The sequence below is a fragment of the Bifidobacterium scaligerum genome (genome assembly GCF_002802865.1).
Taxonomy (GTDB): domain Bacteria; phylum Actinomycetota; class Actinomycetes; order Actinomycetales; family Bifidobacteriaceae; genus Bifidobacterium; species Bifidobacterium scaligerum.
On the sequence record NZ_PGLQ01000002.1, the window covers coordinates 160,854 to 174,018 of the forward strand.

Annotated in this window: 6 protein-coding genes and 2 pseudogenes; 3 read left to right on the plus strand and 5 right to left on the minus strand. The window is 59.4% G+C overall.

Annotation, left to right across the window (positions count from 1 at the left end):
* The first annotated feature begins 112 nt into the window (after window positions 1–112).
* Both CUU80_RS03885 and glnA read left to right on the plus strand, forming a co-directional pair.
* Entirely contained in the window at window positions 113–895 is a 783-nt protein-coding gene (locus CUU80_RS03885; RefSeq protein WP_100496065.1) for a DUF4191 domain-containing protein, read from the plus strand.
* A gap of 346 nt (window positions 896–1,241) precedes the next feature.
* Entirely contained in the window at window positions 1,242–2,678 is a 1,437-nt protein-coding gene (gene glnA, locus CUU80_RS03890; RefSeq protein ID WP_100496066.1) for a type I glutamate--ammonia ligase, read from the plus strand.
* Between the two features lie 159 nt (window positions 2,679–2,837).
* Here glnA and CUU80_RS03895 read toward each other — a convergent pair whose 3' ends face one another.
* The 5 genes and pseudogenes from CUU80_RS03895 to CUU80_RS11225 all read right to left on the minus strand — a co-directional run.
* Entirely contained in the window at window positions 2,838–3,212 is a 375-nt protein-coding gene (locus tag CUU80_RS03895) for a hypothetical protein (protein WP_100496067.1), read from the minus strand.
* 29 nt (window positions 3,213–3,241) lie between these two features.
* A complete protein-coding gene (locus CUU80_RS03900; RefSeq protein ID WP_100496068.1) occupies window positions 3,242–4,381 on the minus strand; it encodes an Mrp/NBP35 family ATP-binding protein in 1,140 nt (379 codons plus the stop codon).
* 56 nt (window positions 4,382–4,437) lie between these two features.
* Window positions 4,438–7,125 carry an NAD-dependent DNA ligase LigA gene (gene ligA / locus CUU80_RS03905; protein WP_100496069.1) on the minus strand — a complete coding sequence of 896 codons (2,688 nt, stop codon included), beginning with the start codon at window positions 7,123–7,125 and terminating at the stop codon, window positions 4,438–4,440.
* Window positions 7,126–7,208: 83 nt separating this feature from the next.
* A pseudogene (locus CUU80_RS11220) lies at window positions 7,209–8,726 on the minus strand (tetratricopeptide repeat protein); the annotation flags it as partial.
* Between the two features lie 86 nt (window positions 8,727–8,812).
* A pseudogene (locus tag CUU80_RS11225) lies at window positions 8,813–10,739 on the minus strand (tetratricopeptide repeat protein); the annotation flags it as partial.
* 257 nt (window positions 10,740–10,996) lie between these two features.
* Between CUU80_RS11225 and CUU80_RS03915 the strand changes: the two are divergent.
* Window positions 10,997–13,144, plus strand: coding sequence for a hypothetical protein (locus CUU80_RS03915; RefSeq protein WP_243388657.1), 2,148 nt, complete (start codon window positions 10,997–10,999; stop codon window positions 13,142–13,144).
* The last annotated feature ends 21 nt before the right edge of the window (window positions 13,145–13,165 follow it).

The following is a 13,165-nucleotide window of genomic DNA, read 5'->3' on the forward strand; positions in this document are numbered from 1 at the left end:
CGAAGCCAACCTATTGCCAAGCCAAGAATCGTGCTATATGCGCGGCAGACTGGACCAGCGCACCTGATACAGTATTGCGCAGTGTGTTTCGTCCCAGCAAAAGGAAGAAGTGATGGCGGAAAAGGACGCTAAGCCGAAGAAGCAGAGCACGATCAAGCAGATCATCCAGATTTATAAGTTCACGGCCAAGGAAGACAAAGCCCTGCCTTGGCTCGAAGCCGGCGCTTTCCTGCTGCCCGTGGTGTTGGGCGTGATTCTCGGCCTGCTCTTCAAGTGGAGCTGGTTGACTTGGATCTTCCTGATGATCACCGCTGTGATGCTCGGCATCCTGCTGGCCACTATGATGCTTACCCGCCGTGCGGATATCGTGGGTTATAAGCAGATCGATGGCAAGCCCGGTGCCGCCATCGGCGTACTGAGCAATATGAGCAAGGCCGGTTTCAACTTCCCGCAGGAGCCGGTGTGGATCGATCCGAAGACGAAGGATGCCATCTGGCGCGGTTCCTCCATGAACGGCATCTACCTGATCGGCGAAGGCGATTACGGCCGTGTGATGAAGGCGATGGATCGTCAGGAGCATGAGATCAAGGGAGTAACCGCTGGCTCCGCCATCCCGGTGTACCGTATCAGCGTAGGTCATGGTCCTAAGCAGGTGTCTCTGGACAAACTGCGTAACACGGTCACCAAGTGCAAGACCTACGAGCCGACCAATCACAAGAACGCGCTGGCGGCAAAGATTCACCCGCGCCGTCGTTTCCTGTTGACCAAGGCCGAGCTGGACATTCTCAACGATCGTCTGCGCACGCTGCAGGCCAAGAAGGGTTACGCCATTCCCAAGGGCATTGACCCCAACCGCCCGCAGAAGGTGTCCCGTCGCGCGATGCGTGGCCGCTGATCGCGAGTCATCAACCTTTGCAGGCCCGGCTGCTTCCCTCATGGAGGCAGCCGGGCCTTTGTCATCGCCGCATATCGTCGAAACTATTCCTGCATCCATAACACAGACCCGCCATCAGTGTCGTCCGTCAGCCCGTCCTTCCAGCTTTCCCCTTCCCCACTGTCCACGTTACGGACGAGACTGACGACCCCTCCCAATAACCTACGACATATATTTCCGCGAAATATCGCGGTTCAGTAGCCCTCGTCAACCAAGCCGAAACATTCTCGTAACCCAAATTACGACCCGGCGAAACGCGCGATTTTACGATAGAGACCGTTACATTCCATATGAAAGGAGCGGTCCCGTGACCGAACTCAAGACCAAGGAAGACGCCGAGGCCCTTATCAACAAGGAAGGCATCGAGTATGTCTCCGTTCGTTTCACCGATCTGATTGGTGTTCAGCAGCACTTCACTGTGCCGGCTAGCGAGTTCCTGAAGGACGCTTTCACCGACGGCATGCCGTTCGATGGTTCCTCCGTGCAGGGCTTCCAGGCCATCAACGAGTCCGATATGAAGCTGGTGCCGGATGTGGCCACCGCCTTCGTCGATCCGTTCCGCAAGCACAAGACCCTCGATGTGGCCTTCTCCATCGTCGACCCGCTGACCGACGAGCCGTACTCCCGCGATCCTCGTCAGGTTGCCGGCAAGGCCGAGGCTTACCTGAAGTCCACCGGTATCGCTGATACCGCATCCTTCGCTCCTGAGGCCGAGTTCTTCATCTTCGACAAGGTTCGCTTCGAGAACGGCATGAACCGTTCCTTCTACGAGGTCGACTCCATCGAGGCTCCGTGGAACTCCGGCGTTGATGTCGAAGAAGACGGCACCCCGAACATCGGCTTCAAGAACCGCGTCAAGAAGGGCTACTTCCCGGTTCCGCCGATTGACCACACTCAGGATCTGCGCGACGACATGGTCGCCAACCTGCAGAAGGTCGGTCTGATTCTGGAGCGCTCTCACCACGAGGTCGCCGGCGCTGGCCAGCAGGAGATCAACTACCGCTTCAACACCCTGCAGCACGCAGGCGATGACCTGATGAAGTACAAGTACGTCGTCCATGAGACTGCTGCTCTGGCCGGCAAGTCCGCCACCTTCATGCCGAAGCCGATCGCCGGCGACAACGGCACCGGCATGCACTGCCACCAGTCCCTGTGGAAGGACGGCAAGCCGCTGTTCTACGACGAGAAGGGCTACGCTGGTCTGTCTGATCTGGCTCGCTGGTACATCGGCGGCCTGATCAAGCACTCCTCCTCCGTGCTGGCCTTCACCAACCCGTCCCTGAACTCCTACCACCGTCTGGTTCCGGGCTTCGAGGCTCCGGTCAACCTGGTGTACTCCGCTCGTAACCGTTCTGCCGCCATCCGTATTCCGCTGGCTGGCACTTCCCCGGCTGCCAAGCGTATCGAGTTCCGTGCTCCGGATCCGTCCTGCAACCCGTTCCTCGCCTTCTCCGCTCAGCTGATGGCTGGTCTGGACGGTATCCTGAACCACATCGAGCCTCCGGAGCCGGTCGACAAGGACCTCTACGAGCTGCCGCCGGAAGAGCACGCTGGCATCAAGCAGGTGCCGAGCTCCTTGGCTGAGGCTATGGATGCTCTGGAAGAGGACCACGACTTCCTCACCGCTGGCGACGTCTTCACCGACGATCTCATCGAGACCTGGATCGGCCTGAAGCGCGATGAGATCGATCAGGCTCGCCTGACCCCGACCCCGCTTGAGTACGAGCTCTACTACCACATCTGATAGGTAGCACTCAGAAACGTTGCAATGACTCCCATTCCCCTTCCGAGGGGAGCCAAATGGGAGTCGTTGAACGCAGAACAAGACCTTGTGGAACTCGGTTTCACAAGGTCTTTTCATATTGGTATGAACTTCAGCCAGGAATTGCCGCATCCTCAACGGTCAGAACAGCGGGTCCATACCTTCCCCGGGCTTGGCACGATGCGGCCGCGGACGACCTATATGACGGGCATATACATACCATTGCCCGTCTCGATTCTCCATACGCGCCTCGAATTGTCCGCTTTCAAATCCACGACGTTCACCGTTACGAATCTTGAGTACCGCTTTATTGGCGGCGGCACGGTTCACCGATTTGCCGACCTCATACCAGCCGGGATGTGCCTTCAGCCATGCGGCCAAGGCTGGACCGTTGCGCTTGATCTGCGGACGCGAATCCTCCAGTTCCGCATCCAGTCCCTTGCGCCGGCATTGCTGAAGGAAATGCGCCGCATCCAGCGGGTCATCAAACTGTACCCTGATCGTCGTCTTTCCCATAGATGGTTAGTATACCTCGCTGCGAAATGTCACTGATTCGCTGCGGGTACCTCCAGTAGTCGCTCCGCCAAAGAGCAGAATGTAACGCCGATGCCGTCTGTGCGCAGCGCACCGTCGGCGTCAAGCACGGCAGGACGTCCGGCCTCACCGGTTTCACGTACTTCGGGAATCAGCGGCAACTGGGCCATCAACGGCACCTCGTAGCCGAGCGCTTCGGTCAGCTGATCGGAGACACGCTGACCGCCGCCGGCACCGAAAATCTCCAACCGCTCGCCGTTATGTTCGTAGTAGCTCATGTTCTCCACTACGCCGCGCACCTTCATCGGCACCTGCAACGCCACCAGTCCGGAGCGCACAGCAATATCCGAAGCGGAGGGCTGAGGAGTCGTCACCACCACCAATTCGGCGTTCGGCAACGCCTGTGCCACGGAGATTGCCATATCTCCGGTGCCAGGTGCCAGATCAAGCAACAGCACGTCAGGCTGCCCCCACCATACGTCGGACAGGAACTGTTCCAGAGAACGCTGTAACCGTGGCCCACGCCACAGAATGGCACGGTCTGCGCCAGCGAACATGCCGATGGAGATTAACTTGACACCCCATGCGGTCACCGGCATGAGCATGCCGTTCAGGTTGGTCGGCTGGGTGTGCACGCCGAACAGTCGAGGAAGAGAAAAACCGTAAATGTCCGCGTCGATGGCGGCGGTATCGTAGCCGAGCGCCGCAAAGGTGGCTGCAAGGTTCGCTGTGACCGACGATTTGCCTACGCCGCCCTTGCCGGAGGCGATGGCGAAGATACGGGTCTTGACGCCCGGTTTGCTGAACGGGTTCTGTTTGCGTTCGGCTTTCAAATCGGCGACCAGATCTTCCAGTTTGTCCCGGCTCATTGACCTGACTTCGATATGCGGCGTGAGCGCGGCATCCGGGTATGAGGCCACGGCACCGTTGATCTGATTGGTGATGGTCTGCGACAGTGGACATCCTTCGACCGTAAGCTCGACATGCACGGTGACGTCGTAGGCGGGATTCGCATTTGACGGTTCAGCGGATGGAACCGCGTTAATGGCGGCGATCATGCCCAAATCAGTCACGGACCGTCCAAGTTCCGGGTCAATGACACGGCTCAAACGGTCGTAGATGGCAGCTTCAATCTCACGGGTATCAGTCATGCATCCTCCTTATTGCCGCGTACCAGAGTAGCGTGTGCCGCGCCGGCATGCCAGAGTCAGACTTCTCCGGTTTCCAGCAACTGCGCGAACTGGGCTTCATTCAGCATTGGAATGCCGAGCTCCTCCGCCTTGGTTGCTTTGGAACCGGCGTTGGCACCGACCACCACGTAATCGGTTTTCTTGCTCACCGAACCTGCGGCCTTGCCGCCGCGCTCCAGAATCGCTTCCTTGGCGGAATCACGCGAATAGCCTTCAAGAGAGCCGGTGACCACAACCGTCTTCCCTGCCAAAGTCTGCGGCAACGTGCTTTTCTCAGCTGCATCCAATCCCACGCCTGCCGCCTGCCATGCGCGCAAGGTTTCTCCTCGCCAATCACCGGGTTTACGGGCGTCGGCGAACCAGTTCACCACCGATTCGGCGATTTCCGGCCCCACGCCGTCAATTTGCGTCAGGTCCTCCACGCTTGCCGACTCGATCGCTTCCAGCGAGCCCAGCGACGAAGCGATCAGGCGTGCGGTCGGCGGACCAAGGCGACGAATGGACAACGCCACCAGCACACGCCACAGGTCAACATGACGAGCCTTGTCCATCTCTTCGAACATCTTGCGTGTGTTCTCGCCGGGACGCACATATACCGGCACTTCCGTGGTGCCGGTGCGCGTGGTCTTATGGTCCACACGCACGATTACGGCATCGGCGGGCACATCGTATTGCGGATATTCCTGCTGTTGCGTCGCATCAGTGCCAGCACCAGACTCGTCTGCCGACGCACGTTCGGCGAGCTGCTTGGCGGTAAGTTTCTTCGCCACGGTCGGCAACGTCCAGAACGCAGGCACCCGATGCCATAGGCCGGAGCCACCCACGTTCTTACGCACCTTCTTCTTGCGCCCATTCGCGCCGACCACGTCATGCACTTCCACAATCGACGCTTCGCGCCAGACGTACACATCCTTCAGGTCGGCGGCGGTCAAGGCGAACAGCCCGGCCTCGCTCGATAGCACCGGTGTCTGCACGGGAGGCAGTTCCAGCCCTGCGACCGGTTCGTACGGTTCGGGTTCCTCACCGGCAGACACGAGGATTTCAGTGATGTTCGGCGCGTAGGTCGCGGCCGAATCCGGCCGGTTCTCCTCCGGATTGGTCAGTGCGATGGCGGATTGTTCACCCAGATGCTCGATGTCGAAGGCCTTGCGCGAGGCGAGTGAGATCACACGCTCGGTCAACTGTGCCGGGCAGCTTTCCACGTTCAGGCAGCGGATATCCTTATCCCCCTCTTTGGCGGGAGCCAGTTTGGCACCGCAGGACGGGCAATATTCAGGCATCACGAACTCACGCAGCTGGTCCTCGCGCCCCTTGCGGCGCTCCAGCACCGGGCCCACAAGCTCAGGAATCACATCGCCGGCCTTACGCACCACTACAGTGTCTCCGATGAGAATGCCTTTGCGCTTGACCTCGAAGGCATTGTGCAACGTGGTACGCGCCACGGTGGAGCCGGCCACATATACGGGTTTCAGAATGGCCACCGGGGTCACGCGGCCGGTACGCCCCACCTGCACGATGATGTCTTTGAGCTCAGTATTCACCTCTTCGGGTGGGTATTTGTATGCGATGGCCCAGCGCGGGGCACGCGAAGTGGCACCTAACGTACGCTGCAGAGTCAAGTCGTCTACTTTGACCACAATGCCGTCGAGCGCATGCTCGATATCGCCACGATGTTCGCCGTAGTAATCGATCATATCGAGAATCTCATCGAACGATGAGACGGCACGGTTGTGCGGTGAAACCGGCACACCCCATTTTTCGTACAATGCGTAGGCTTGTGACTGATCGGCCACCACGTCATGCGTACCGCGCGGATGATCGGCTCCCCAGTCAAGCCGTCCAAGACCGTGGGCATAGAAGCTCAGACGGCGGGTAGCGGTGATACGCGGATCCTTCTGCCGCAGCGAACCGGCGGCAGCATTGCGCGGGTTGGCGAAGGGCGCACGACCGGCATCCTCCTGTTCATTGTTGAGCGCGCGGAAATCATCCCAGCGCATGAACACTTCACCGCGTATTTCCACAAAATCCGGAATATCTTCCTTGGGCCCGCCAAGGTTGACGGGGATGGAACCGATGGTACGCACGTTCAGGGTGATGTCTTCGCCGGTGACGCCGTCGCCACGAGTCAGGCCTTGTTCCAGCACACCGTTACGGTAGATGAGATTCAGCGCAAGACCGTCGATTTTGACTTCGCAGCTCATCGGCAATGCTTTGCCTTGCGGCCAGTCGAGGTCACGGATCACCGAATCGTACCAGTCCCTGAGCTCTTCGATGGAGAACACGTCATCAAGGCTCATCATCCGGCTGGGGTGACGTACCGAGGCGAAATCGTTGGAGAATGTGCCACCGACTCGATGTGTGGGACTTTGCGGATTGTCCAACGATGGGAACGCGGCTTCGAGCTTTTCGAGACAGCGCATGCGCGCATCGTAAGCGGCATCGGAGCTAACGGGCGCATCGTCGATGTAATAGGCGATCTGGTCGGATTCCACCCATGCAGCCACTTTGGTCCACAATCGGGTGGCAGACTCGGAATCAAGCCCGTTCACGTCAAGGCGGTCAAGACGCATGGCGTCGTCATCGGTGGCCGTCAATGCGGCAATCCACGGCAACGAGCCCGGCGCGAAACGGGTTATGCCTTCATCCGGGCGAATCTCCGCTTCAGCGCCATCGTCAAAATCCCATGCCAACTGTTCAATGCTCATAACCGCCTATCCTATCGGAATCAGTCTCGAATCGATCGAGAGCCGGCCTTGTCCTCATGAGATGGGCACCGCCGACAGCGAGTCTACACGCTCAGCGAGCGCAGGAACTGGCCCTGAATCACGTCGATGCCGTCACCTTCGCCATCGTTCATGCGAGCGGCTGCCACCGACAGGGTGCGCGCCGGCACGAACATGCCCTCATCCACGCATACGCGGGCCGCATCCCGCACGATGGTCGCCACCTCGGTATGCGGCCAAACCGGCAAATCATGCATATTCAGCACATGAACGGCCTCGTCCACGGTCTCAGGCACACGAATGCACTGCGAATCGGCGCGAGCGACCAGCTCCTGCAATTCGCTTTCCAACGAGCCGATGGCCCCGGAAGCGATATGATCGCTCATGATGTATGCCGCAGCGGCCGTGTCGAAACGGTCGAGCATCCATTCGGAGTACGCGAAGCGATAGTAGGCGAATGCGGCATCGTCGCGGTCCAAGGCCACGCGCAACGCATTCAGGCATGCGGCACGTGCCGAATCCCAGTCTTCGTTGCGAGCCAGTTGGATGGCGAGCTTCAAATGCGAGAGCGGGTATGCGGGGGCATAGGCCACCATCCGGTTGAGGTGTGGAATCGCCGCCGCCGCGCCTTTGATCTGACTGAGCACGTCGGCCAGCTCCATATGCGCGTAGAACAGATTGTCGGTAATGAGCACGGTATGCTCATCCGGGGTGGCGAACAGACGGTTGTATACCACACGTTCGGCGTAGGAATTGAAGTACCGTGGCACGCCGCCACTGGTCGAAAAGACATAATCCATGCGTGCCACCGCTTTCTCGGCGGCATCGATAGCCTGATCGACCTGCCCGGAGAACAGGAGATCGCGCGCGCGCAGACGTTCCTTATCCAGCCCGTCAGCAAGGGTGAACGTGAAGTCCGGTGTATCGTTGCCATCAATCAGCGCGCTGGTCACCTGCGAGGCCAGACCGGTCAACTCGGGATCGCAGATCGATTCGATCACACGCATGGCACGCTGAGCCTTCTCCACTGAACTCATCGTCTGATTGCGTGCCAGATCATGGAATTCGCTGACTCCATGCTGCAGCAGATCAATGCGCTGGATGGACAGTCCCGCACTGTTCTTTGCGCCGAGCACCCGAGCCGCGGGTTCGCTGAAGCGACGGTCGGCAAGCTCCGGTTCCTCCTGGGCCCCGACCGGGGAGAATCTGCTGTCTGCCAGATCGAAATCAGCGTTGATGGGCTTCAAGCCGCCTTCACCGTCCACATCCATCACTGCACCGAACATGCGGTAGGTCTCTGTCGGATTGTCCAATCCGTCCGTATCGAGCCGCTTGAGGAAGGCGTCACGGGTGAAAGTGACGGTGACCATGTTGCGCACGGTAGGATTGCGGCGCAGCACACCCAATGGATCATTGTTCGCATCCGCGTCGGCGTCCATGGAGTCGCCGCCGATCACGCTGCCGTCGCTGCCGATGGCGCCAAGACCGATGGCATTGTCATCGTCCGAGGCACTGAACGACATTTCGTCGATGTCCAATCCACGCATCAGATCCTCGAACTGCGAGTCGATGGAAGCTGCGTTCTCACGCTGATCTTCCGCATGCCGGTCCGGCTGTGCATGCGCTTCGGCCGACGAGCCGTCACCCGCCAGCCCACCGGTCTGTCCCTCAGCTTGCTCCGCGGCTTGACTATCCGCAGATTGTTCCGGCAAAGCCGTCTGTCTCTCCGCGTTTGGCAAGCCTGAACCGGCTCCGGCTGCTTCCTCACCGGATGCCGTCTGTCCGAAGGACTCCTCGTGGGAGATCGGACGAGTCGGATCCCCATGGAAGTCGCCATCTTTAGGATCCGCCTTGGAACCGGCACGCCCCAATCCCAAATCGCCGCTGCGCAGATGTTCGAAAGCACGCAACGCCTCGCTCATCATCGCCTGAATCGCCGAATCCTGTTCCGCAATGGCCTCTTCCAGACCGATGGAGTCAATATGCAGCGAAACCTGGCGCACACGCTCACTGGTGCCAAAGCTCAATGCTGCCATCATCAATCCGATGCGCAGATTGTAAGCAGAGCTCATTGCGGCACGTTCCGCTCCACTCAGCGCCCGCCATGTACGACGAGTCACGTCATATCGGCTGTCGGGCATCATCGAAGTGCCCGCAGTGGTGAATCCGATGGCCACTTCGCCGCTATCCAGCCGGGAGCGGAACTCCACATCAAAGCGGTACGGCAACCGCAATCGGCGCAACAGGGCGGACAAGGTCTGCCTGTACACCCACTCGTCACTGCTGTTCGTATTCGGTTCCGGCTCCACACCCGGTACAGGATTGGTGCACGGGTCCGGGAATTCCTGACGAATCCGATCAGCCGTATCGGCGGCGGTATCGATCAGGCTGAGCACGGCATGACGCTCGTCGTCACCCTCGTATGGCTCCAGCGCCATAATCGCCGGATTCTCGATCAGCTTCATATCGATCTGCGCGGCCTGAGCGCGAGTGACCGTGTCCTCCGTCAAAGGACGTCCCAGCGAAGAGCTGCGTTCCAGCCATGCGCTCACTGCGGCAAACCGGTTGAGATTGCCTTCGATTTTCAACGACTTGAGTACCTGATTGAACGCCAGAGACTTGTCCCAAGTAAAGAAGTAGCTGTTCGAATAGCTTGCGGTGTACAGGTGCAACGGTTCGGCACCGTGCACGGCCTCAAGACCGGGCAGTTCGTCCAACGCGCCGGCTTCACGCATCAGATCGGCGAAATGATCCTCCAAGCCTGACGCGCGCATGCCATGGGCCCGCGCTTCCAGTGTGTCGCGTACCGAGCGGCGAATCGCCCCGATGGGGGCCTCCCGGTTGAGGCGACGGAAAATATTGCCCGATCCGAAGCCGATAAGCAGCCCGTTGATCTGCGGCAACATGTATGTGGCGAAGAAACCGATGGCCAACGCATCCCGATACTCCAGATCATGACGCATCTCACGCGGCAGATCGGCACGCATCTGCTCCAGCGTGTATCGATTCCCTGATTTCAGCCATGAGGCCAGCCAAACCATGCGGCCGGCGTCATCTCGCCCCACCATGCCGCCGGAAACCACCTTCACACCGTCCTCATGCGAGCCACGATGAGCAAGGTTGCGCATGGAATCGCGAGACATGCGCGCAATCGCAGCGCCAAACGAACGCGGCTCACTCGTGCTCAATCCCAGACGACTGCCGTCCGGCAGCATCATGTCCTTTTCCTTGCCGAACATGAATCGAGGCTGCATGTTCTGCACATCCATATTCGGTTCGGAGCCGGCGAATACACGGCCATACGTGTCGGCAAAGGCCACCTGCGCGAAGTGATCGGCATCGGTGAACACGCCTAGGCTAAATCCGCGCCCCACCGTGCCGGGCAACTGCGCCCATCCCAGCGACAATCCGTCCGGAACATTGTCGAACTGTGTAAACACACGACGCTTCACCAAGGGGCTCAAGGCAACCGCGTTCTTGGTCAATTCATCGACCACACCGCCCTGATGCTTGCCGACGTTGCGCAGTGCGTCGCCGAACGGGTTCGAAGCACTTCGTGGCTTGGTCAATCCCAGATCGACGGCGAGCGCGTTCATCGAACTCCTCAGTCCGTTCAGGAATGCGGCGCTCCGATGATGAAAATGATTCGATTCGCGTTTTGGCATGATTCTCATTGTCTACTGTTTGCCCGACATACCACCTGTCGTAAAGCTTATAGAATAATGAGGTGCATTACGAAGACCACTCCCCTTCTCAGCGACCCCGGCAATCCCAGCGACCCCGCAGCTTCCGTCTGCGTCGGTTATTCGCAGCCATAAGCGTGCTGGCCGTTATCGCCATCGTGGAGTGCGTGATGTTCAATCTGCCGTTCTGGCGCACGTTGGGCGCCAGTACCGACACGAACGCCGTGCATAACACGCTGGGTACGGGATTGTCTCGTACGAACGACGGCATGCTGGTGATCACCGATCCCACTCATGCTTATCTTGAGTTAACGGCGGATGGCACTTCAGGCTACCTGCGCGTGGACACCACCAGTCAAGAGGCAATCGATAAGGCTTATCAGCGTGCCGAAGCCGAGTCCAAAGCCAATGGCGACAAAGCTGCGTCAAGTCCGTTGGGCGCCATTCATGTGCGCGTCGATGTGGCAGACGCCACTGGGCGGGCGACATCGTTGAGCCCGGGTAGCGAGCGCAGCCATTATCTCAGGGCGGATGGCAAAGGCCGGGTACGCGTCTGGATTCAGGAGGCCAAGGGCTCCGTAGTGCCGATCGGCGACGTGCGCGCCAATGTGCGTGTGCCGTTTGCCATCAGCTGGATGCGCATCGGCGCGATGGCGATGCTGTCACTGGCTTTGGCGCTGTGGCGGCCGGGCTCACGACTGTGGCGCATACCGTTCGATCCGGCGAGTGGCCGTCAACGGCTTGCGTTCGCCGGCATTATGGCCATCCCGGTGGTGGTGCTTGGCGTTGCCATCGTGCAGCAGCTGGCATATGGAGCGGCACCGGTGTTCCATGTGGCCGGAGGTTATACATACGATTTCAACCAGTATGGGCATACGGCGGATTCACTGATCGCCGGACGAACATGGCTGGATCTTCCGGTGCCTGACGCGCTGGCGGCCACTGCCGACCCGTATGATGTGACCACCCGTTCCAAGTTGCTGGCTCAGGGTGTGACACCTCTGTACTGGGATTACGCGTACTACCAAGGTCACTGGTATTCGTATTTCGGCGTGCTTCCGGCAGTGGTGCTGTTCGCGCCGTACAAGCTGCTCACTGGGCGTACGCTGCCTACGGCCGCGGCGGAGCTGTTCTTGATGCTGCTGTTCATTATCTTCTTCACGTTGCTGGTACTGCGTGTGATTCATCGTGTGATGCCGAAAACCTCTTTGGCGGCTGCCAGCCTGATCACGCTGTCCTGTCTGTTGGGGTCACAGCTGGGTTACATGCTGTACCGCACGAATTTCTATCAGGTGCCATTGGCTGCATCGTTGACGTTGACTTCGTTGGGCTTGTGGTTCTGGATGGGTGCCACTACTACGCACCGTCCAGTACTGCCCAGCGATCGTTGGCAGGTCGGGAAAACCGCGCCATTGTCGCTGCCGCGGCTGGCGCTTGGCGCATGGTGCATCGCCGCGAATTTCGGCTGCCGCCCTACGTTCACGCTGACCGCATTATTGGCATTTCCGACGTTCTGGCCGCAGATTCGCGCCATGGTGTCAGAGCTGAAGTCGGGTAAGACGAATCGTGTTGCAGGGATGCGTATGCTGTATGCGCCTTTGGCCATGATCGTACCGGCGCTTGCGATTGTGGTGCCGTTGATGCTGTGGAATCACGCCAGATTCGGTTCGCTGTTGAATTTCGGCAACGCCTACCAGTTCAGCATCGCCGATATGACCAAGTATGTGACGCCCACGGCAAGCGTGCCCGTCACCGCTTGGTATTACCTGTTCCTACCGATGCGGTTCACTGCGGCATTCCCGTGGGTGGCGGCCAGCGCCGCGCCGATGCCGGAATGGAGCTACTACGAGGTGATGTCCGGCGGATTGTTCGTCACGATGCCGTTGCTGGCGCTGTCGTTGATTCTGCCGTTCCTGCGCCGTCTGGAAATGCATGGCATGCGCGCCTTGTTGCTCTCTTGCCTTGGGCTGGCCGGCGTGATCATCGTGTTCAACAGTGCCGTAGGGGGTCTCGGCTGGCGGTATACCGCAGACTTCGCCTATCTGCTGGCTTTGGCCTCGATTCCGGGGCTGTTATGGTTGGTCAACGGCCGTGAGCCGAGCACGTCGCTGGCCGGTGCGAATGATGCGGCTTCCGCAGATGGCTTTGCCTATGTCACACCGTGGCGTTGGCTGATGCGTTGGGCGATGCTGCTGGCGGTGCTGTTTATGATTGCGGTGAGTGTGCTCAGCTGTCTGATGCAAGGCCGCAGCGATGCGCTGATCAACAACAATCCCACGCTCTGGCATGAGTTGCAGGCGTGGTTCACGTTGCTGTAATCGGCCGTGTTACTGCCGGCT